Consider the following 22,734-nt stretch of genomic DNA (forward strand, 5'->3'; position numbering starts at 1 on the left):
TGGTCGCGGAGGGTGCGTCGGCCCTTCGGCGGGGGGCATGGCGCCGAGCGCCTAAAATCCGTGCAACGCAGTTGCCGAGACTGCACAGCCTCTCTCACCCATTCCCATGCAAGACAAATACAACCACACCGAGGTGGAGCGCGCCGCGCACGCCCACTGGGCCGCCACCGACGCCTACCGCGTGACCGAGGACGCAGGCAAGAAGAAGTTCTACGCCTGCTCCATGCTGCCCTACCCCAGCGGCAAGTTGCACATGGGGCATGTGCGCAACTACACCATCAACGACATGCTCACGCGCTACCTGCGCATGAACGGCTACAACGTCTTGATGCCCATGGGCTGGGACGCCTTCGGCCTGCCCGCCGAGAACGCCGCGCTGAAGAACAAGGTGCCGCCCGCGCAGTGGACCTACGACAACATCGCCTACATGAAGGGCCAGATGCAGGCCATGGGCCTGGCCATTGACTGGAGCCGCGAAGTCGCCACCTGCGACCCCGACTACTACCGCTGGAACCAGTGGCTGTTCCTGAAGATGCTGGAAAAAGGCATCGCCTATCGCAAGACCCAGGTGGTGAACTGGGACCCGGTGGACCAGACCGTGCTGGCCAACGAGCAGGTGATCGACGGCCGTGGCTGGCGCACCGGCGCGCTGGTGGAAAAGCGTGAAATCCCGGGCTACTACCTGAAGATCACCGACTACGCGCAGGAGCTGCTCGACCACGTGCAGGTCGGCAACGACAAGGCCACGCTGACCGGCTGGCCCGACAAGGTGCGGCTGATGCAGGAAAACTGGATCGGCAAGAGCGCAGGGGTGCGTTTTGCCTTCACGCACAACATCCAGAACGCGGCGGGCGAACCGATCCAATACGGCAAGATGTACGTCTTCACCACGCGCGCGGACACCATCATGGGCGTGACCTTCTGCGCCGTCGCGCCCGAGCACCCGCTGGCGCAGCACGCCGCTGCCACGAACGAAAAGCTGGCTGCCTTCATCGAGGAATGCAAGAAGGGCGGCACCACCGAGGCTGAGCTGGCCGTCAAGGAAAAAGAGGGCATGCCCACGGGGCTGCACGTCACGCACCCACTCACCGGCGCGCAGGTCGAGGTGTGGGTGGGCAACTACGTGCTCATGAGCTACGGCGACGGCGCCGTGATGGGCGTGCCCGCGCACGACGAGCGCGATTTCGCCTTCGCTAAAAAATACAACCTGCCCATCCAGCAGGTGGTGGCGGTGGAAGGCCAAAGCTTTGGCACCGATACGTGGCAAGAGTGGTACGGCGACAAGCAAAAGTGCGTGTGCGTCAACTCCGGCGAACTCGATGGCCTGGGCCACGCGCAGGCCGTGGACAAGGTGGCCGAGCTGCTCGCAGCCAAGGGTCTGGGCGAGAAGAAAACCACCTGGCGCCTGCGCGACTGGGGCGTGAGCCGCCAGCGCTACTGGGGCACACCGATTCCCATCATCCACTGCACGGACTGCGGCGCGCAGCCTGTGCCGGAAAAAGACCTGCCCGTGGTGCTGCCGCAAGACCTGGTGCCGGACGGCAGCGGCAACCCGCTGGTGAAAAGTGAAGCCTTCCACGCCGGCGTGGTCTGCCCGTGCTGCGGCAAACCGGCGCGGCGCGAGACCGACACCATGGACACCTTCGTGGACAGCTCGTGGTACTTCATGCGCTACTGCGACCCGAAGAACCGCGAAGCCATGGTGGCCGAAGGCGCCGACTACTGGATGCCGATGGACCAGTACATCGGCGGCATCGAGCACGCCATCCTGCACCTGCTGTACGCACGTTTCTGGACCAAGGTGATGCGCGACCTGGGGCTGGTGAAGGTGGACGAGCCCTTCACCAAGCTGCTCACCCAGGGCATGGTGCTGAACCACATCTACAGCCGCCGCACCGCCAAGGGCGGCAAGGACTACTTCTGGCCGCACGATGTGGAGCACATCTATGACGACGCGGGCAAGATCATCGGCGCCAAGCTGAAGAACCCGGCCGAAAGTGGCGACGGGCTGCTGCCCGTGGGCACGCCCATCGACTACGAGGGCGTGGGCACCATGTCCAAGTCGAAGAACAACGGCGTCGATCCGCAGCAGCTCATAGAGAAGTACGGCGCCGACACCGCGCGCCTGTACACCATGTTCACCGCGCCGCCCGAGCTGACGCTGGAGTGGAACGACGCCGCCGTGGAAGGCAGCTACCGCTTCCTGCGCCGTGTGTGGAACTTCGCAGTCAAGCTCGCCGCCATCGACAAGGTGGCCGCCGACGCCAGCGTGGCCGGCTACACCAGCCTGAAGGACGTGCAGTTCGGCCCCGATGCGCAGGCGCTGCGGCGCGAGATCCACACGGTGCTCAAGCAGGTGCAGTACGACTACCAGCGCATGCAGTACAACACCGTGGTCTCTGGCGCCATGAAGATGATCAACGCGCTGGAAGACTTCAAGGCCCACGGCGACGCCGGCGCCCCCGTGGCCCTGATCGAGGGCTTCGGCATCCTGCTGCGCGTGCTCTACCCGGCCACGCCGCACATCGCCCACGGGCTGTGGAGCCAGCTTGGCTACGCCAGCGTGCTGGGCGACCTGCTCGATGCGCCCTGGCCGCAGGTCGATCCGGCTGCACTGGTGCAGGACGAGATCGAGCTGATGCTGCAGGTCAACGGCAAGCTGCGTGGATCCATCCGCGTGCCCGCCGCCGCCGACAAGGCCGAGATCGAGCGCCTGGCCGTGGCCAGCGAGGCCTTCGAGAAATTCGCCGCAGGCGCCACGCCGAAGAAGGTCGTGGTGGTGCCCGGGCGCCTGGTCAACCTGGTGGTCTGAATGCAGCGGCGCGCCCTGCTTGCTCCCCTGGCCGCCGTGCCGCTGCTGGCGGCTTGCGGCTTTCGCCTGCGCGGTGCGCCCGAGTTCGCGTTTCGCTCGCTCTACATCGCCGCGCCGCCGTCCTCACCGTTGGCGCGCGAGCTGGAGCGCACGCTGGCCAGCTCTGGCGGCGACCTTCAGGTGACGCGTGACCCCGCGCGCCTGACGCAGTCCGAGGCCATCCTCGACCTGCTGTCCGAGCAGCACGAGCGCGTGGTCGTGGCCTTCAACAGCGCGGGCCAGGTGCGCGAGCTGCAGCTGCGCCTGCGTGTCAACTTCAGGCTGCGCACCCGGGCAGGGGAGGAACCCATCGGTCCCACCGAACTGCTGCAGACGCGCGACGTCAGCTACAACGAAACCCAGGCGCTGGCCAAGGAGGCTGAGGAGGCGCTGCTGCTGCGCAACATGCAGACCGACATCGTGCAGCAGCTGCTGCGCCGCCTGGCTGCCGTGCGCCCCAGCACGGCGCCTTGATTGCTGCTTTTTTTATAGCTGCCAGCGCTTGATGCAAAAGGCTTGGAGGCCAATTTGGCGCACATTGCACTGAACCAGCTCGGCGCCCACCTGCAAAAAGGCCTGCGCTCGCTCTACACCCTGCATGGCGACGAGGCCCTGCTGCAGCAAGAAGCGCTGGACGCCATCCGCGCTGCTGCGCGCGCCCAGGGCTACACCGAGCGCAGCAGCTACACCGTGGCGGGCGCGCATTTCGACTGGAGCGCCGTGCTTGCCGCGGGCGGCTCGCTCTCGCTGTTTGCCGACAAGCAGATCGTCGAAGTGCGCATTCCCTCGGGCAAGCCCGGCAAGGACGGCGCAGCAGCGCTGCAGCAGCTGGCCCAGGCGGCGCAGGGTAATGACAGCACCCTCACGCTGGTCATCCTGCCGCGCCTGGACAAAGCCGCCAAAACCAGCCCCTGGTTCACCGCCCTCGACACCCAGGGTATGAGCGTGCAGATCGACCCCGTGGAGCGCGGCATGCTGCCCGCATGGATCGCCCAGCGCCTGGCCGCCCAGGGCCAGCGTGTGGCGGCGGGCGAAGAGGGGCAGCGCACGTTGCAGTTCTTCGCCGACCGCGTGGAGGGCAACCTGCTCGCCGCGCACCAGGAAATCCAGAAGTTGGCGCTGCTCTACCCCCCGGGCGAGCTGGCGTGGCGCCAGGTCGAGGCTGCCGTGCTCAACGTGGCGCGCTACGACGTGTTCAAGCTCTCCGAGGCCGTGCTCGCGGGCCAAAGCGCGCGCGTGCAGCGCATGCTGGACGGCCTGCAGGCCGAAGGTACCGCCGAGGTGCTGGTGCACTGGGCACTGGCCGAGGACATCCGGGCCCTCAAGCGTGTCAAGGACGCCATGAATGCCGGCAAGCCGCTGCCCATGGCGCTGCGCGAAAACCGCGTGTGGGGCGCCAAGGAACGCCTGTTTGAGCGCGTGCTGCCGCGCCTGCCGGACGCCGCCGCCGCACGCCTGCTGCAGTCGGCGCACCAGGTGGACGGCATCGTCAAGGGCCTGAAAGTGCCCGACTGGCCGCAAGACGGCTGGCAGGCGCTGCAGCGCCTGGCGTTGCAAATGGCGCGGGTGTGCCGCGCCTGAAGTGCTGATCGGCCAGCGCGCGGCTGGCAACCCACACACCAAAAGAGGGTGGTATGCAGGTTCCTGAATTTTTGTGCCTGTTTTCTGGCGAGGGGGCGTTCACGGTGCAGGCCTGTTTGCCGGGCCAGCGCCACGTGGCGCAACGCCGCGCGAGCCCCCACGAGCTGGCCGCGCTGCTGCACGACAGCCCCGCCGCCATGACGTTTGATGACTGGCACTTTCCGATTGCGCGCTACGAGCTCGATCCGGTGGGCAAAGTGCTGCGCATTTACGCGCAGGGTGCGCGCCGCCGTCCGTCCCAGGCGGCCAGTGCAGCGCAGGCGCCGCACTTTCCCGCGCTGCCAGCCCAGGCCCCCAAGGTGCCCTCTGACGACCCGGCCGCGCTGCCCAGCGGGGTGCAGGCACTGGCGGCGCTGCATGCGCAGTATCTGGCGCTGCTGCACTGGGAGGTGAAGGCGCTGGGGGTGCAGCCCACGGCGCTGGTGCATTTGCTGGGGCGGCTGGGCGAGTTTCACTGCGCGCTGCAAGTTGGCGGGCAGCTGGCCGCACGCACGCACCAGCGCGGCTTTGATGTGCTGGGGCCGGACGGGCAGCGCATCAGCGTGAAAACCACCGCCCAGGCCAGCGGTTTTGTGGCCATTGGCCAAAGTACGGCGGCGCAGGCCGATGCGCTGATGCTGGTGCAGTACCGCGACGGCGAGACCCATACGCTGTACTACGGCCCGATGCAGCCGGCGCTGGACAGCGCGCGGGTGTATGGCAGCAGTTTTGAGCTGGACCTGTCGGTGGCACGCCGGCTGGCAGCGGGTTAACCGCAGCGCTTGTGGCCCAAAGGGCGTGGCCTGTAGCGGGGCGCTGCTTCAGGCGCTGACCAGCCCGGCCGCGTGCCCGCGTGTAAAGGCTTCTTCAAACACCGAATAGCCCGACCAGTCCGCGTGGGCAAAGGCCAGCCGGGCGGTGCCTGGTGTGGGCAGGGGCTGTACGCGCTCTCCATTCGATAGCTGCCAGCGCTTGCTGGGAAAGCGTTGCAGGCCGATTTGGCTCAAAAAAGCCTGGGTGCCGGGAACGGGGATGGACATGGCGTGGCCGTAGCGCGTGATGTCCATGCGTGTGGCGCGTGCAGTGATGTCGGGGTGCGCGCGGGCGAGCGCGGCCAGGATGGCGTCGCGCCAAAAAGTCCAGGGCTGGGTGGACAGCGCCTGGCGGCCATCGGGCCAGTCGCCCAGGGCCTGGTAGTAGGTCAGCACCGTGGGGTCGGTGGCGGTGGCGCGGGGGGCCAGCCGCTGGTGTCCGGCATCGACGTAGCCCAGGCCGCCGGGGTTGGGATCGGCGTAGAGCACGTTGTCCCAGGCCGGAGCGGCGCCAGGGCGGTCTTGCAGCGGCGCATCAATATGGAGATTGGCCACCAGCCAGGGCGCCCAGCGCAGGCGCTGGGCCGCCTGGGTCAGCAGCGCCGGTGCCGGCTGCACCACGCGTGCGGCCACGTACACCGGCAGCGCCACCACGCAGCGTGCCGCCTGCCAGCGCTCCACGCTGTCGCTGGCGTGCAGGTACACGTCCACCTCCACGCCGTGGCGGCTTTCGACAATGCGCAGCACACTGGCGCCGGTGCGCAGCTGGCCCGCTGCCTGCAGCGGTGCGGCCAGGCGCTGGGCCAGCCAGCCGTTGCCTTCGGGCCAGGTGAGCACGCCTTCGCGCTCGGGCGTGGCGTCGTCGCCCGGGGCATGGAAGCCATGGCGGCTGGCAAAGTAGTGGATGCCGGCCCAGGCCGACACACGGGCCAGGCCGGCGCCAAAGTCATCGCGGCAGCAGTAGTCCAGATACCAGCGCAGGTGCACATCGTCCAGGCCTTCCTGGTCCAGCCATTTATCAAAAATGAGAGCGTCTAGCGCTTGGTGGACGGGCGCTAGGGGCTGATTTCGCCTCCAACCCCGTGGCGTGGGCATGTGGAACGGCGCGCTGCGTGACAGGGCGGCCACGCGTGCGGCAAAGCGCCGGTACTGGGCCAGTGTGCGCGCGGGCACGCCGTCCACGGGCAGCAGGCCCTCTTGCCATTGGCCGCCGAAATGCAGGCGCTCCTGCGGGCTGTGGCACAGGTGGCGTTCGTCGTACCGCCAGCGGCCGGCCACGCGCTGGCGCAGGCCCAGCTCTTCCAGCAGGTCCTGCACCTCGTGGGCGTCGTCGCCGGGCAGGGGGAGGTAGTGCGCACCCAGGGGGCAGGGCAGGCCGTTGACCTGGCCCGCGCGGCTATTGCCGCCGGGCTGGTCTTCAAGCTCCAGCAGCACAAAGTCGTCCTGCCCCGCCAGGCGCAGCGCGCGCGCTGCTGCCAGCCCGGCGATGCCGCCGCCGGCGATGACCACGCGCGCGCGGCGCACCAGGGCCGGTACGGGCGGCGCGGCGCGCGCCAGCCGGTCACGCAGGGCATGGCCGCGCTCCAGGGCGATGCCGGTGAACCCGCCCTCGACCGCGCGCGGCGCGGGCGCGCAGCCGCCCAGGCCCAGCAGCGGCGCGGTGGCGAGGAACTGGCGCCGCTGCATTTCAATCCTGCCAACGCTGGCGGATGTCCAATAGCTCTGGTAGCAGTGGCGCGAAAAGGCGCACCAGTTCCGGGTCGAAGTGCTGGCCGGCCTGTGCCGCGATGTGCGCCATGGCGTCCTCGGGGGCCCAGGCCTTCTTGTAGGGGCGCACCGAGGTCAGGGCGTCGAACACGTCGGCCAGGGCGACGATGCGCGCCTCCAGCGGGATGTGTTCGCCCGCGAGGCCTGCGGGGTAGCCACTGCCGTCCCATTTTTCATGGTGCGCCAGCGCCACCGAGCGCGCCAGGCGCAGCACGCCGGAGGGGTGCTCGCCGATGATTTCGGCGCCGATTTCGGGGTGGCGGCGCATGGTGGCCCATTCCTGGGGGTCCAGCGGGCCGGGCTTTTGCAGCACGGCGTCAGGAATGCCGATCTTGCCCACGTCGTGCATGGGAGCGGCGTTGAGCAGGTCGTCAGCCCATTCCGCGCCACAGCCCGCAGCCAGCGCCAGCCGGTGCGCGAAGTGGCTCATGCGGATGACGTGCATGCCGGTTTCGTTGTCCTTGTACTCGGCGGCGCGGCCCAGGCGCTGCACGATCTGCAGCCGGGTTTCGCGCAGCTCGTCCATGCGCACCAGCGACAGGTAGGTGCGCACCCGCGCGCGCACCACGGGCGGGCTGACGGGCTTGGTGATGTAGTCCACCGCGCCCGCGTCAAACCCGGCGGTTTCGTCCTGGCTGTCGGTGAGGGCGGTGATGAAAATCACCGGGATGGAGGCCGTGGCGGCATCGGCCTTGAGCGCGCGGCACACGGCGTAGCCATCCAGGTTGGGCATCATGACGTCGAGCAACACCAGGTCGGGCCGCTGCTCGCGCGCCACCTGCAATGCGCGCTCGCCGTCGGTGGCAAACAGCAGCCGGTAGTCGGCCTGCAGGATGTGGCGCAGCACCTGCAGGTTGGTCGGCTCATCGTCTACCAGCAGCAGGCGGGGTCGCAGGTCGGGGGTGGGGTTCATGCGGGGTTCTCCGTGGGCGCATCGATCCAGTGCGTGCGCAGCTGCTGCAGCTGCGCCAGCGCCTGGTCGAAGTCAAAGGTGTCGATGGCCTCCTGCAGGCGCTCGGTGGCGTCGGCGGGCAATAGCTGCACCAGCACGTCCAGCGGCGGCTGGGCCAGCTCGGACTGCGCCAAGGCCTGCTGCAGCGCGTGCGCGGCGTCCCGGGCCTGCTGGCGCTGGTCGGCGGTCAGCGGCGCGTGCTGGCCCACGCCAGGGGCGGGTGCTGCGGCGGCCTCGGCCTCGTGGGCCAGGGCCTGCTGCACGGCCTGCAACGCGGCGGGCAGGGCAGCCACCAGCGGCTGCAGCGCCGTGCGGTCCAGGCTGTGGGCCGCTTCCTCAATGCGCTGCGCCAGCGTTTGCAGCGGGCCAAGCGCCAGGTTGCCTGCCGCACCACGCAGGCGGTGGGCCAGCGCACGGGCAGCGTCCATATCGGGCTGCGCCACCATGGCCTGCAAGGTGGCGGGGGTGGCAGCGTGGTCGGCCAGCAGGCGCGCCACGGCGTCGCGCAACAAGGCGCGCTGGCCCCACAGGCGGGTGCCGCGTTCCCAGTCCACGGCGGGCACGGCAGCCTGGGGGGCGGGGGGCATGTCGGGGCCGCGCGACAGGGTCTGCAGGCTGCTCCAGCCCGACGAGGAGGCATCGGGCTGCAGGTGCAGCACGCGGGCGATTTCGCGGAACAGGCGGGCGGGCTCCAGCGGCTTGCTCGCAAAGCCATCCATGCCCGCAGCGCGTGCGTTGCGCCGGTCCTGCTCCAGCACGCTGGCGGACAAGGCGATTACCGGCACTGGCTCACGCCGTTGCACCTGCTCGAACGCGCGGATGCGGCGCGTGGCCTCCAGGCCGTCCATGCCGGGCATCTGCAGGTCCATCAGCACCACGTCGAAGCGCCCGGCCTCGTAGGCGGCGACCGCGCTTTCGCCGTCCCGCGCCACGGTGACTTGGTGGCGCCCCCGGTCCAGATGGATCTGCAGCAGCTCGATGTTGGCCGGCACATCGTCCACCACCAGCATGCGCAGCGGCGGCAGCTGCACGGCCTGGCTCACGCAGGCCACGGCCGCCGTGGCCTGCCCCACGGGCAGCGGCACGCACACGGTGAACGTGGTGCCCACGCCCAACGTGCTGCGCACGCTGATGCTGCCGCCCATCCGCTCCACCAGCTGGCGCGAGATGGTGGTGCCCAGGCCGGTGCCGCCGAACTGCCGCGTGGTGGACGCATCGGCCTGTGCAAAGGGGTCGAAGATGCGCTCCAGGTGCTGCGCGGCGATGCCGATGCCGGTGTCCTCCACCTCGATCACCAGCGTGCCGTCGTGGTAGTCCAGCCGCAGCAGCACATGGCCGCGCTCGGTGAACTTGAGCGCGTTGCCCAGCAGGTTCAGCAGCACCTGCTGCAGGCGCAGTGCGTCGCCCCGCAGGTAGGGCGGGACCCGTTCAGCCATCACGCACTGCAGCGCAAGCCCCTTCTTGCCCGCATGGATGCGCAGCGTGGCGAGGATCTGGTCGCACACCTCCTGCAGCGAGAAGTCGGCAATCTCCATCTCGACCGCGCCTTTCTCCAGCTTGGCCGTATCCAGGATGTCGTTGAGCAGGCGCAGCATGGAGCGGGCCGCTTGCTGCACGGTGCCCAGGTGGCGACGCTGCTCGGCGTCCAAGGGGGTGTCGAGCAGCGCCTCAGTGAAGCCGATGATGGCGTTCATGGGCGTGCGGATTTCGTGGCTCATGTTGGCCAGGAAGGTGCTGCGCGCGGCGGCAGCGGCTTCCGCGCGCTCCTTGGCCTCGCGCAGTTCCTGCTCCATGGCGAGGCGCTCGGTGAGGTCGGTGACGAATTTCATGACCTTGAAGGGCCGGCCGTCCACGTCGAAGATGGGGTTGTAGGAGCCGTACATCCAGATGCGCCGCCCGCCCTTGCCCAGGCGCAGGTGCTCGCCCGCGTCGCACTCGCCGCGCGCCAGCTTGGCCCACAGCGCGGCGTAGGCGGGGCTTTCCGCAATCGGCGCCGGGCACAACTGGCGGTGGTGGAGCTGGCGCAGCTCCTCCAGCGTATAGCCCATGAGATCGAGGTAATTGGCATTGGCCGTGAGCACCTGGCCCGTCAGGTCGAACTCCACCACGGCCATGGCCCGGTGCAGGGCGGCGGAGGTGCCCGCGAACTCGGCGTTGCGCGCCTTGCTCTCGGTGATGTCCAGGATCACGCCATCGATCCAGCGCGCGCCGGCGCCGCTCTCATCGCCGGGCACGCCGCTCTCATCGCCGGGCACGCCGCTCTCATCGCCGGGCACGCCGCGCCCGTATTCGGCCAGCCAGCGCGTGCGGCCGTCGCGCGTGCGGATGCGGTATTCGACGCGGTAGGCGCGCTGCTGCGCCAGCGCCTGCGCGACCTCGGGGGCGATGCGCTGCGCATCCTCTGCGTGCGTGATGTGGCCGAAATGCACGCGCCCCTGCAGGAAGTCCTCGGCGCTCCAGCCGGTGAGGGGCAGCACGGCGTCGCTGATGAACTCCATGGGCCAGTCGCCCTCGTTGCGGCAGCGGAAGGCCACGCCGGGGATGTTGCCCACCAGGGTGCGCAGCTGCTCCTCGCGGCGGCGCAGCGCGCTTTCCATGGCGCGGCGCGCGCTGATGTCGGTGATGAAGCCCACGAACAGCGCCTCGCCAGGCAGCGCCACGCGGCCCACGGCCAGGCGGATGGGCAGCACGCTGCCGTCCTTGCGCAGGGCCTCGACCTCGCGCCCCCGGCCGATGATGCTGGAGCGCCCCGTGGTCAGGTGCGTGGACAGGTAGCCGTCGTGCGCCGACTGGTGCGGCTCGGGCATGAGCATGCTGACATTGCGCCCGATCACCTCCTCGGCGCGCCAGCCCAGCAGGTGCTCGGCCGCGCCGTTGAACGACTGCACGATGCCGCGGCCGTTGATGGTGATGATGCCGTCCACCGCCGTGTCGGTGATGGCGCGCAGGCGCGACTCGCTGCGCCGCGTCTGCCACAGCATCTGCCGGTAGCGCAGGCCCGCATTGGCGGCGATGACCACCAGGCTCAGCGCCACCGTGACCACGGCGACCGCCAGCGACAGCGAGGTCTGCACCGGCACGCTGAACGCGGTCTGGTTGAGCCGCTCGATGGGCTCGACGAAACGCAGCGCCGCCATGCCGGTGTAGTGCATGCCCGCGATCGCCAGGCCCATGACGCCGCCGGCCAGCACTGTGACCGGCGCCGTGCCCACACGCAGGCGCTGCTGCAGGCCAAAGCGCACCCACAGGGCCAGCACCGCCAGCAGCACCGCCACCACGATGGACAGGGCAAAGCCACGCGCGTCGTAGCGCATGAGCGGCGCCAGCTCCGAGGCCGCCATGCCGATGTAGTGCATGGCGCCTATGCCCGCGCCGACGAGCACGCCGCTGCCCAGCAGCACGGGCGCGCGCACCCGTTCGCGCACCAGCATGCGCAGCGCCACCCACGAGGCGCCCAGGCTGGGCAGCACCGACAGCGCCGTCATCCCCGGGTCGAAGCGCCCCTGGCCGCACACGGCAAAGGCCAGCATGCCGATGTAGTGCATGGTCCACACGCCGCTGCCCAGCGCCAGCGCTCCCGAGCCCAGCGCGAGCTGGCGCAAGCCGCGCGACTCGGCCGCGCGCGCCAGCGCCGCCATGTGCAGCGCCACGGCCGAGGCCCCCATGGACACCAGCACCGACAGCGCTACCAGCCACGGATCATGCTGGGACCACAGCAGCGGGTCGGGGGCGATGGTGGCGGAAAAGTAGCTGTCGAACATGGATGGGAGGGTGCGCAGGGCAGAAGACGTGGGCCGATCGCACCCATTGTGCAGGAGCCGCGCGTTCCGCGCTCAATGCGCCAGCACCTGGCCCCACTCCTGCTCGTAGGTGTGCACCAGAACCTGGTTGGACAGGCGGTTGACCTCGGCCGGCACGCGCGCCATGTCGCGCGGGAAGTCGCGCAGCAGCGCCAGCGTGGGCAGGTCCAGAAAGCGCAGCCCCGCGGGCAGCTCCGTGGGCATGCGCCAGGGCCGGCGGCTGGCCAGCACGTAGCCCCACTCGCCGAAGCTGGGCACATGCGCGTGGTAGGGCGTGGCGCGCAGGCCCACCGATTCGATGGTGGCCACCACCGTCCAGAAGCTGCGGCGCGCCACCAGCGGCGAGGTGGTCTGCACCACGGCGTAGCCGCTGGCCGACAGACGTTGGTCGAGCAGGGCGTAGAAGCTGTTGGTATAGAGCTTGCCGATGGCGAAGTTGGTAGGGTCGGGGAAGTCGACCACGATCACATCGAAGGTCTCCTGCGCAGGCAGCGCTTGCAGCCACTGGAATGCATCCTCGTTCACGATATGTACCTTGGGGCTCCACAGGGCGTCGGCGTTCAGGCGGCGTAGCGCCGGGTCGTCGCGGAACAGGCGCGTCATGGCCGGATCCAGCTCCACCAGCGTCACCGACTCGACCGAGGGGTACTTCAGGATCTCGCGCACCGCCATGCCGTCGCCGCCGCCCAGCACCGCCACCTTGCGCGGCGCACCGTGCGCCGCCATGGCCGGGTGCACCAGGGCCTCGTGGTAGCGGTACTCGTCGCGCTCGGCGAACTGCAGGTTGCCGTTGAGGAACAGGCGGTGGCCCGCGCGCCCCTGCGTGACCACGATGCGCTGGTACGGCGAGGCTGCCGCGACCACGATGCGATCCTGGTAGAAGCGGTCCTCGGCCAGGCTGGTGATGCGGTCCGCGCCGACCAGGCCAGCCCCCAGCAGTGCTAGCACCCCTGCGCAGGCTGCCGTATACGCGGCACGCCGGTGCAGCTCATGGCGGAACAGCCACAGCGCCCACACGGCCACGGCCGCGTTCATCAGGCCAAACACCAGCCCGGTGCGGATCAGCCCCAGGTGCGGCACCAGCACCAGCGGAAAGGCCAGCGACACGGCCAGCGCGCCCAGGTAGTCAAAGGTCAGCACCTGCGACACCAGATCCTTCAGCGCCACGTTGCGCTTCAAGATACGCATGACCAGCGGAATCTCCAGCCCCACCAGCGTGCCCACCAGCAGCACCATGCCGTACAGCAGTGGGCGGAAGGCTCCCGGTACATAGGCGTTTGCTATGAAAAGCGTAGCTGGTAGCGCTCCACCAATCAGGGCGACCAGCAGTTCTATGCGTAAAAAGTGGGCGGGCAGCTGGCGCTCGAAATAGCGCGACAGCCACGAGCCCACGCCCATGGCAAACAGATAGGTGCCGATGACGGTGGAGAACTGCAGCACCGAGTCGCCCAGCACATAGGACGCCAGGGCGCCCGCCGCCAGCTCGTACAGCAGCCCGCAGGCCGCCACCACGAAAACGCTGGCCAGCAGGGCGACGTCTATCGGGCGCGGCGCAGTCGCGTGAACCGGCGCTGTGGGCGAGATGGGGGAGTTCATGCCAGGGCGTTGTCCAGCTGTTGCGCCAGTCCTTCGAAAGTCAGCCAGCCAAATACGGCCTTCCCGCCGCTGCTGCGTGCCCACAGCTCACCGACTTGGCGTTTTTCCAGTTCGTAAGGCTCATGCTGCAAAAGCCCCTTGAACTCCAGCAACGCCACGCGCCCATCTGCCAGTTCGGCCACAAAGTCTGCATAGAACCGCCCACGCGATGTGGGCAGGCCAAAGCCGCAGGGCGCCGTGTCGAGGTTGCGCACCCAGTGGCGCACTTTGGGGTGGCGGTCGATGAGCTGCGCACATTGAAACTCTTGCCCGCCATCCTTCAGATCGGCCAGCACCGGGAAGTAGTGCTTGCCAAACTGATAGCGCCCGCCGTAACGCGAGGCCACGGGCGCGGGATAGCGGCCCGGCTCGAACACATGCGGGTGCGCCCAATCGGGCTCGATCAGCCATGCACCGCCATCCCCCAGACCCAGCACCTGTTGCTGAAAGGCACGCCGCGTGGCCGCTTCGCGCAGGTCGCCCACATGCGCTTCGATGGCGCGCGCCAGCCTGAAGCGCGCCTGTGCCAGCACCACCAGCGGCACGCCGCAGCTGTGCAACTGGTGCTTCACCACCGCCGCCAGGAAGGCGCGGCGCTGGCTCTGCGTGAGCCCGGCCAGTTCGGGGGCCTTGAACAGAGACTGGTCCAGCCAGCCCACCAAGGTGTCGGCATCAATGCTGCTGCTTTCCCAGTCCATGGCCATTTGGGCGCTGCCCGCAGAGCGCAGCGCCACACGGGCACCGTCCATGCCGATCTCGAAAATGTCTGATTCCTGCGCCACCTGAAAGCCGGGCAACTGCACCGCCTGCGGCGTGAGCAAGTCCAGTTCCACGGCGTCTAGCACCGCCTCGCGCTCCAGCGGCCACAGTGGGGCTTGCGCACCAAGCCGATAGCCCAACGTGGGCAGCGGCGCAAACGGCACGCTGCGCGATGCCGGCGCCGCCTGCGCCGCCACCAGCGCGTTGTGCTGCGCCACCTGCTCGCGCACCTGCTCTTGCTTCTTGGCGCCGCGCACCTGGGCCAGCAGCAGCGCTTCGGTGTCTTGGCTGATGTGGCCGGTGACCACCACCTGTGCGACGCCCGCCACCGCCCGCTGCTGCACGCCGGGTGCCGCCAGCAGTTCGGGGGTGGCAGCAATGGACTCAAAATTTGTAGCTATTGGCGCTTGCTGGACGGGCGTTAGAGCCTGATTTGGTTCTAAATCATTGCCCCACAGCGGCAGGCTGCTTTGCGAGGCGATCATGCTCGCCACATCCAGCGCTTCAAAGCCCATGTGCTCGATCAGTCGATCCGCCAGTGCGTGCGCCGCCTGCGAGAACTCCGCCGCGCACACATGGGCGTAGGCGCGGTTGAGCGCCTCGCGCCCCCGGCGCGCAGCGTAGGGCATGCGCAGCACGCGGCCCAGCAATTGCTCCACCGCCGTGGCGCTGCTCAGTTTTTGCAGGCTGCACAGCACATAGGCAAACGGGCAGTCCCAGCCCTCGCGCAGCGCCTGCACGGTGATGACGTAGCGCACCGGGCAATCGCGCGCCGCCAGGTGGATGTCGTCCAGGCCACGCTCCTTGCCCGTGGCCACGACCACCTGATTGGCTGGCAATTTCAGTTCATCAATCAAGTAGTCGCGCAGCTTCTCGGGCGGCATCTCGTCGCCCGTGTTCTGCGCCTGAAAGAGCACGATGGGGCGCACATAGCCCGCGCCTGCGGCCTCGTCCTTCAGTGCCTCGGCCTCCAGCTTGCGCCGGGTTTGCACCGCGCCGAATACGGCAGCAGGCCAGCCCTCGGGGTGCTCTGCCAGCACGATGGGCAGCTTGATCATGTCCTCGGCGGCCAGTTCCTGCGCGCTCACGTGGTACAGCACATTGGTCTTGGTGGCAATCGGTGTGGCCGTCAGCTCCAGAATGAAGCTGGGGTTGAGCCGCTGCAGCGCGGTAAAGCTTTTATCCGTCTTGGTGGTGTGCGCCTCGTCCACGATGAGCAGGGGCTGGTGCAGCGCCAGCCAGTTCGCCAGGCTCCAGCGCGGCTGGCCCGCAAAGCCCGCCAGCACGCCAGTGGTGTCGCGCGCCACATCCTCGGGCGTCACCAGCGCATCGGGCAGGGCACGCAGGCGGCTCAGCGCACGCTCATCCTTGCCCCTGAAATGCGGCTCGAAACTTTCCGAAAAACTGTAGACGTTGCGCTGGCCCGCATCCTCAATGCGAAAGCTCTGGATCGACGCCACCACCACCACGGCGTTGCGCCCCCACTCAGGCGGCGCGATCTGGGCCACGTCTTCTAGCACGCACACGCGCAACCCCTCACCGTAGGCATCGACCAGTGCGGCGCGGTAGGGATGGCCGGGCGTCTGCAGGGCCTTGAGCGTCTGCTGGCGAATGGCATCACTGGGCACCAACCAGGCGGCCACCGGCGCATCCACCGCGGCCCACTCGCGTGCCAGCAGCGGCACGGCATGCGCGGCCAGCACCGTCTTGCCACCGCCGGTGGGGATGCGCAGGCACACGCAGGGCAAATCGTCGCCAAACGCTCCCGCTTGCCAAGGGCGCCCCGTCTGTTCTCTGAACGCGCTCGCCGGTCCCTTGACCCGCGCTGCGCGAGCGAAGGCCGCCAGAGTGTCGATCGCGGCTTGCTGGTAGGTCTTGAGGGAGATGGGGGTCATGGAAGAGGGTTTTCCTGCACACTGCGGTACGCCTGTTGCGGCGACTTGGGCTTGTCCGGTTGGGTCATGACGATGCGCTTTTGCGCCAGCAGTGGACGCAGGTAGTCCTGCCGGATGGTTTCGGGCTTGCGACTGAGCAGCAAGGCCAGCTCTTCGGCCCGCCATGCTCGCAGTCTGCAAAGCTCCACCACCAATTCGCGCACCGGCTCTGGTGGGTGGCGTCGCCCTATGCTGCCGATGCGAGCCGCCAGTTGCCCTGGAATTTCATCCAGCAGCACGTTCCGCTCCTCGTCCGACTTGCTGGATAGGCCCTCAGGCTTACTGGATAAGCCCTCAGCCATGCTGGATAAGGGGGGGGGCTTACTGGATAGTTCGTCCAACTTGCTGGACAAGGCTCCCAACAGTCTCTCGGTAGGCAAATACCACGTAGCCGAACCTCTGCCCTGTTGGCTGAACAGGCCCGCATCGCGCAAACGCCGTAAGGCACTGCTGGCAGTCAGTGTGTCCACCTTGTTCAAAGCGCGGTAGGTGGCGTTGTCGATGGCGTTGGCCTCTCTGGCCACGACCAGGGCCCGGGCCTCCTCGTCGCTGAGATGCAGCACCTTGAACTGCGCCAGCCAGCGAATGTCTTCCTCGCCGAGAAAGTGGTGAAAGAAGAACAGGGTGGTGAACTGATCCTGGCCCCGATCCGACTCGAACAGGGGCGGCACCAAGCCGGCTGTGTCCATCGCCTCGCGCATGGCGCGAATGCCGCTGCCCTTGGTTTCGGCAAAGCGGGTTTCGTGCAGTACGGCAGCAATGTGAGGGTTGCGCGGCATGGAGCCCGGCTCCCCCAGATGATCGGGCGACTTGAGCGAGAAACCCGGATTGCGGATTTCAAGCCGGTTGGCATAGCGAATCACCTGCACCGGCGCCTGCACACGGTAGCTGCGGTGCATCAGGGCATTGACCAGCGCTTCACGCAGCGCGCGCAACGGAATCACAGGCTTGTCACTGCGCTGCAATTGGCCCTCCTCCAGCCCAAAGCCCTTGGGCAGATCGTCCAGCACGGCGGCCTGCGTGCGGCGCAGCAGCGTGAAAAGTGGTGCACGCAGCTCCACCGTGTCAAAGCGGCGGTCGGGGTGCGGCACCCATTCGCGCCCCGGAACCCGGATGTAATCCACCCGCGTCATCGGAAAGCAGCGCCGCAGAGCCAAGGATTTCCCAAACAGCAATAGGCCAGCCACGGTGGGCTTCCAGGCACCTGCCGCATCGCGGCGCACCGCGTTCAATGCCTGCAACAGCTCCAAGTCCGTCCATCTCAGCTCCTCGGCATCGGGATTGGCCTCCGCTCTGGCTTGGCGGTAGTCGGCAATGGCGTCGGCATCAATGTCGTCCAGCTCGGCGCCAAAAACCAGCCCCGTGTCAAAACTTTCGCGCTGGCGCGACTGGTACAGCATTTCCAGATCGTCCTCGGTGCAGCGCTGGTCGGTGCTGCCGATCCGGCGAAACGCGCCCTTGGGCAAGCCGGTGGCCTTGAAGTAAATCGGCTTGTCCTGAGGCGCTGCCTCGGGCACGAACACGACAACGACGGGTTCACCCGACAGCATTTCAGTGCGGATGTCCACCCGCAGCGGCATGTTGAACGTCGTGGCGCACTGACTGGCCAAGTCCGCGCTGAGCTTGTCCGGCTGCGGCACACCCTCCACGGCATAGCCGGGAAACAGCGCCTGTTCGTCCGGCGCCACTCCCAACAAGAGCCAGCCGCCGCCCAAGTGGGGCTCATTGGCAAAGGCGCAAATGGTTTCCAGCAGCGACTTACCGGCTTCCTGTGCGCGCTTGGCCTCAATGCGCTCGTTTTCATCGAGAAGGTTCAAGCTTTCCAGCAGTTCCTGCGCGTTCATCCCTTCACCTCGCCTTCACGTCATACGGAATGTGCTTGAACGTCACCCGTGCGCGGGCCAGGGTTTCGGGGCCCAGGCGGTTGGCCTCGCCATAGACCACCAGCGGCGCCTCGGGGTGGGGCGTGGTGGCGTGCAGCGCCAGCAGCGCATCGAGCACCGCGCGCGTGAGCACGTTGCCGCTGGCGGGGCGCTTGTCGCCCAAAATACCGTTGAACAGCAGGTAGTAGGCTGTGCGGCTGCGCAGCACCGGTGCATCCGAAATTTCAAGCGAAATTGGCACTTCAGCCTTATCTGACAAGCGCGAGCAGCTCTCAAAAACAGAGTGCGTACCCAGCCACGGCGTGCCTGCACGACCCAAGGCGGGGTCGAAAGCGGTGCCGGTTTCTTGCTGCCAGACAAAAGCCGCCAGCGTGGCAAAACGCACATCGGGGTGAATGCAGCCGTGGGCATCAAAAATCGGTGCGCCCAGCCGCGCAAAACGAAAACCGCCGCCGCCCTGCCAGTTCACCGCGCTGCTGATGCCGCCTTGCTCGCCCGCGATCACCTTCTCCAGCCGGGGCAGGCAGTGCGTGGCGGCGTGCTCGCCCATTTCGATGCCGATCCAGCGGCGGCCCATCTTGTGCGCCACGGCGGCCGTGGTGCCGGAGCCGAGGAAGCTGTCGAGAACCAGGTCGCCGGGGTTGGATGCGATATGGAGGATGCGTTGGAGCAATGCTTCGGGTTTAGGTGTTGAAAACGGTGTTTCACCTGGGAAAAGCGCTACCAATTCCGCCTTTGCTTTGCCGTTCGTCCCTACTTCCTGATGTAGCCACAGGGTCGACGGGACTAGGCCTTCTTGCACTTCCGACAGGAATTTTTTGACCCGTGGCGCATTGTTTCCACTTTCGCCAAACCATATCCGGCCATCTCGCACCATCTCCAGAAATCGTGGCTCGGTGTAGAGCCAACAACGCCCGGGTGGTGGGTCGATCTTTCTTCCTGATGGAGTCGTGATTGTGAAAAACTGAGCCTCACGTCGCCCCTTCTCGGCCTTAGCATGTGCGGGCAGAGAGGCCCAATTCCCACGGGGGTCGCTATCTGGATTGGTGAATCGCTCTAGCTGCTCTTCTGAGGATGGAAGCATGTTTCTGACTTCCTTCCAGCCATCCCGGTTTTTGGCCATCACAAGCAGGTGGTCATGCACGGCGGAAATGTCGGTTCTGTTTTCGCGCGTATGTGTCTTTTGCCAAAACACATTCGCCACAAAATTTCGCCGCCCAAAAACCTCATCCATCAACACCTTGAGGTAATGCCCCTCGTTGTCGTCGATGGTCACCCAGATCGATCCGTCCTCGGCGAGCAGCTCGCGCAGCAGTTGCAGGCGCGGCAGCATCATCGACAGCCACTGCGAATGCTCCAGGTTGTCGTCGTAATGCTCAAAGGCGCTTTGGGTGTTGTACGGTGGGTCGATAAAGATGCATTTCACCTGGCCCCGGTAAAACGGCAGCAGTGCCTTGAGGGCTTCGAGGTTGTCGCCCTGGATCAGCAGGTTGTCATGGGCTTGGTGCTGGTTCCCGTGGGTTGAAACGGTGTCCAGCAGCCGGTAGGGCACTTGGGCGGCGGTGGAGAAGGCAGTGGCGCGGTTAAGCCAGTCAAGGGTCGGCATGTTGGATGTGGAGGTGCCCGGTGTGCGGGCTGGAGGGCGAGTGCGCTATTGTGCGGGCGAGCTACCGCCACCGCGTCAGTGGATGGCGGCCGCCACGATGATGCTGATGCCCAGGCACATGGCTGCCACCACCAGGGCCAGGGCCTGGTTTTGCTTTTCGACGATCTCGCGCCACAGGTCGTAGGGCGTGATCTTGTCCACGATGATGAAGCACACCCAAAACACCACCACGCCGATGACGGCGTACAGGATGGAGCCGAGGAAGGCCGTGGGTTGGAGCCATTCGAGTTTCATGGTGTTGTCCTTTCGTCAGTGCACGCTTTACTTGTGGCCGCCGCCACTGGAGTAACCGCCCCAGGAGCCGCCGGAGTTGCGCGAATAGCCGCTGCCGCCCGAGGAGCCCCCCGAGCAGTCGCTCAGGATGATGAGCAAGATGATGATGACCACCGCAATCAGGATCACGGTGCCGCAGCCCGCGCCCTTGGAGGCGACGAAGGGCCCGGGGTCGCTGCCGCGCTGCAGCAGGTCTGCCTTGTCTTTCAGGCCGAAGGCCTGGGCCACGGTGTCGGCCTGCAGGCGGTCGCCGCTGGACCAGGTGACCTCGTTGGCGGTTTGCTCCATCGACAGCAGGCCTTTGCTGTTGGCGAAGTCGCGGTTGGCGGTTTTCTGGCCGCGCGCCACGGGCCAGTAGAACTCGCCCAGCACGTAGGTGGTTTCAGCGTCGTAGCTGTACTGCAGGGCGTAGGTGCTGCCCAGGTAGGTGGCGCTGCGCCCGTCGCTCGACAGCCGGGGCGCGCCGGTGGCAGGGCGCACCAGGCTCCAGCCGTCTTCGGCGTCCACCAGAAAGGCGAAGCCGCGCTTTTGGTTGTACAGCAGGTACTCGTTCCAGCCGAACAGTTCGTCGTCGCCGGGCTCGCGCCCCATGCGGTGCTGAAACCCCACTACTTGCCAGTGCACGCCCTGCAACTGGGCCTTGCTGCCCAGGGCAATCAGCGGCTGCACGGGCTCGTCCTGCTCGGCGGCGCGCAGCTCGCCGCCCACGCCGCTGTCCAGGTTGATGAGGCTGGCGCAGGACGGGCACGTCAGGCTCTTGGTGGTGGCCAGTTGTACCTGCACCGGAGCGCCGCAGTGCGGGCAGCTGAACTGGCGGCCTTTTTCGTCCTTGACCGAGGCGTCCTTCAGCCCCTGCAGCTTCAGGTCGTCCAGCAGCACGGCGCGCCCGCGTTCGACCTGCGGCGGCTGGCGGCTGTAGTCGATGGAGAGCACATCGCCCTCGCTGCTGCGCAGCTCCACCATGCCAAAGGGCTCGCCCAGGGGCGGCAGCTTGGGCAGCTCGCCCTGGGCCGCGATCAGGCAGGCCTGGCCGCTGAAGGCCACGCTGTAGGGCTTCCCGTTGATGGCGGTGGTGGTGCCTACGCGAAAGCGGCGGGCCTCGGGCAGTTCGCGCCCCGGGTCGATGGCGCGGGTGAAGACGTAGGCGCCGTTGTCTTCGCTCAGCGTGGCCAGGGTGCCGTCGTCAAGGAAGGCAGCCCACTCGGTCCACACCCCGGCGTCGCCCTTGAACTGCAGGCGGCCAACCAGGGTGAAGGGCAGCTCCTTGCCGTCCAGCGGCACGCGCCCGGTGGCCATGAGCTGCAGCGGGCTGTGGTCGTCGAACAGCTCGGCCATCTTGCCCAGGCGCTGCAGCACGTCGCCGCTGCGCACCACGGTGCTCTGGCAGTAGGCACAGACGGCGTGCGTGGACTGGGCGCTGCGGAATTCAACCGGCGCGCCGCAGCCGGGGCAGGGCGCCTGGTAGGTGCGCTGGGTGGGGGAGGTGGCCATCGGGGCAGGGGCTGCATGCGCCGTTTCGCACGGAGTTCAGAGGCTTTTAGGCCTCTGGCGCTTATCCCTCAAGCGCAAGCAGCTATTGTTTTAGTAGCGATGGATTCAGACCAACTTTTTCAGCAGTTCGGCTTTCTTGGCGTCAAACTCTTCCTGCGTCAGGATGCCTTTGGCCTTGAGGTCGGCGAGCTTCTCCAGCGTGGCCATGACTTCTTCGGGTTTGACACCCACGGGGGCCGCCGGAGCCGCCTGGGCCACCGGGGCCGCGCCACCGGCCAGGCCGGCCTGCAGGTTCTGCGCCAGCACCTGGCCCAGTGCCACGCCGGCGCCCAGGCCCATGGCATCGCCGGCAATGCCGCCACCGCCCTGGCCCACGCCCTCGGCCAGTTTGGGGATGGCCTGTGCTGTCTGGTACTGCATGAACTTGCCCATGTCGTTGCCGACCATGCCCATGCCGATCTTCTGGTCCAGGACCTTTTGCAGTTCCTCGGGCAGCGAGACGTTCTGCACCGTCATGCTTTCGAGCTGCAGGCCGATCTTGGCGAAGGCGGGTTGCAGTTCCTTGGCCAGGGCGTCGGCAAACATCACCTGGTTGGCCGCCAGGTCGAGGAAGGGCAGGCCGCTGCCCGCAATCGCGTTGCTGATGTTCTGCAGCACCAGGCCGCGCAGCTGGCCTTCCAGGTCGGCCGCGGGGTAGCTTTCGCGCGTGCCCGAAATCTCGGTGTGGAACAGCTTGGGGTCGGTCAGCCGATAGGCGTAGTTGCCGAAGGCGCGCAGGCGCACCGCGCCGAAGTCCTTGTCGCGGATGGTGATGGGCTGCGGCGTGCCCCACTTCTGGTCGATCTGCTGGCGCGTGCTGAAGAAGTACACGTCGCTCTTGAACGGCGACTGGAACAGCTTGTCCCAGTTCTTCAGATACGTGAGTACCGGCAGCGTCTGCGTGGTCAGCTTGTAGGTGCCGGGGCCGAACACGTCGGCCACCTGGCCTTCGTTGACGAACACCGCCATCTGCGACTCGCGCACCACCAGCGTGCCGCCGTTCTGGATTTCCATGCCCGCCATCGGGTAGCGCCAGGCCAGGGTGCCGTCGCCGTCCTCGGTCCACTGGAGGATGTCGATGAACTGTTTCTTGATGAAGTCCATGAGGGCCATGCGCATGCTCCAAGGGATGAATAAAGGGATGGAACGAGGCCGCCATGATAGCCGCCGGACTGTCGCGCGCGGATCCTGCGGGCGGGCACGCTATGCACGGCTTAGCGAGGATCAATTGGCGCTTTTAAATGAGAATGAC

General features: G+C 67.4%; 14 protein-coding genes. 4 read left to right on the forward strand and 10 right to left on the reverse strand.

Going from position 1 to position 22,734, the window contains the following annotated elements:
- The first annotated feature begins 106 nt into the window (after positions 1 to 106).
- Genes leuS through BN2503_RS03385 form a run of 4 tightly spaced genes read left to right on the forward strand, consistent with a single transcriptional unit; the run spans position 107 to position 5,244 of the window.
- Positions 107 to 2,812, forward strand: coding sequence for a leucine--tRNA ligase (gene leuS, locus BN2503_RS03370; RefSeq protein ID WP_054255225.1), 2,706 nt, complete (start codon positions 107 to 109; stop codon positions 2,810 to 2,812).
- Complete coding sequence (locus tag BN2503_RS03375; RefSeq protein ID WP_054255226.1) at positions 2,813 to 3,325, forward strand: LPS-assembly lipoprotein LptE; 513 nt, start codon at positions 2,813 to 2,815, stop codon at positions 3,323 to 3,325. It begins immediately after the preceding gene.
- Positions 3,326 to 3,379: 54 nt separating this feature from the next.
- On the forward strand, positions 3,380 to 4,432 hold the full coding sequence (gene holA / locus BN2503_RS03380; protein ID WP_082366489.1) for a DNA polymerase III subunit delta: 1,053 nt from the start codon (positions 3,380 to 3,382) through the stop codon (positions 4,430 to 4,432).
- A 53-nt stretch (positions 4,433 to 4,485) separates the two neighbouring features.
- The gene (locus tag BN2503_RS03385; RefSeq protein WP_054255227.1) at positions 4,486 to 5,244 is read left to right on the forward strand and encodes a DUF6998 domain-containing protein; all 759 of its coding nucleotides are present in this window, start codon (positions 4,486 to 4,488) and stop codon (positions 5,242 to 5,244) included.
- Between the two features lie 48 nt (positions 5,245 to 5,292).
- On the opposite strand, the gene BN2503_RS03390 is transcribed toward BN2503_RS03385, so the two are convergent.
- From BN2503_RS03390 to BN2503_RS03435, 10 genes are all read right to left on the reverse strand, one after another.
- A complete protein-coding gene (locus tag BN2503_RS03390) occupies positions 5,293 to 6,969 on the reverse strand; it encodes an FAD-dependent oxidoreductase (RefSeq protein WP_054255228.1) in 1,677 nt (558 codons plus the stop codon).
- A 1-nt stretch (position 6,970) separates the two neighbouring features.
- Complete coding sequence (locus BN2503_RS03395; RefSeq protein ID WP_054255229.1) at positions 6,971 to 7,963, reverse strand: HD-GYP domain-containing protein; 993 nt, start codon at positions 7,961 to 7,963, stop codon at positions 6,971 to 6,973.
- Positions 7,960 to 11,763 carry a PAS domain S-box protein gene (locus tag BN2503_RS03400; RefSeq protein ID WP_054255230.1) on the reverse strand — a complete coding sequence of 1,268 codons (3,804 nt, stop codon included), beginning with the start codon at positions 11,761 to 11,763 and terminating at the stop codon, positions 7,960 to 7,962. The genes BN2503_RS03395 and BN2503_RS03400 overlap by 4 nt, the downstream gene beginning before the upstream one ends.
- 72 nt (positions 11,764 to 11,835) lie before the next feature.
- Positions 11,836 to 13,398, reverse strand: coding sequence for a polyamine aminopropyltransferase (locus tag BN2503_RS03405; protein WP_054255231.1), 1,563 nt, complete (start codon positions 13,396 to 13,398; stop codon positions 11,836 to 11,838).
- A complete protein-coding gene (locus tag BN2503_RS03410; RefSeq protein WP_054255232.1) occupies positions 13,395 to 16,091 on the reverse strand; it encodes a DEAD/DEAH box helicase in 2,697 nt (898 codons plus the stop codon). The genes BN2503_RS03405 and BN2503_RS03410 overlap by 4 nt, the downstream gene beginning before the upstream one ends.
- Entirely contained in the window at positions 16,088 to 17,974 is a 1,887-nt protein-coding gene (locus BN2503_RS03415; protein WP_054255233.1) for a DUF8451 domain-containing protein, read from the reverse strand. Before BN2503_RS03415 ends, BN2503_RS03410 begins: the two co-directional genes overlap by 4 nt.
- Positions 17,975 to 17,978: 4 nt before the next feature.
- Complete coding sequence (locus BN2503_RS03420; RefSeq protein ID WP_054255234.1) at positions 17,979 to 19,619, reverse strand: site-specific DNA-methyltransferase; 1,641 nt, start codon at positions 19,617 to 19,619, stop codon at positions 17,979 to 17,981.
- Positions 19,620 to 19,694: 75 nt separating this feature from the next.
- A complete protein-coding gene (locus tag BN2503_RS03425) occupies positions 19,695 to 19,913 on the reverse strand; it encodes a DUF350 domain-containing protein (RefSeq protein ID WP_054255235.1) in 219 nt (72 codons plus the stop codon).
- Positions 19,914 to 19,940: 27 nt separating this feature from the next.
- On the reverse strand, positions 19,941 to 21,443 hold the full coding sequence (locus tag BN2503_RS03430; protein WP_054255236.1) for a DUF4178 domain-containing protein: 1,503 nt from the start codon (positions 21,441 to 21,443) through the stop codon (positions 19,941 to 19,943).
- 105 nt (positions 21,444 to 21,548) lie between these two features.
- Positions 21,549 to 22,595, reverse strand: a complete 1,047-nt coding sequence (locus BN2503_RS03435) for an SPFH domain-containing protein (protein ID WP_054255282.1) — start codon at positions 22,593 to 22,595, stop codon at positions 21,549 to 21,551.
- Positions 22,596 to 22,734 lie beyond the last annotated feature (139 nt).

Origin of the sequence: Paenacidovorax caeni (genome assembly GCF_001298675.1) — a bacterium.
Taxonomy (GTDB): domain Bacteria; phylum Pseudomonadota; class Gammaproteobacteria; order Burkholderiales; family Burkholderiaceae_C; genus Paenacidovorax; species Paenacidovorax caeni.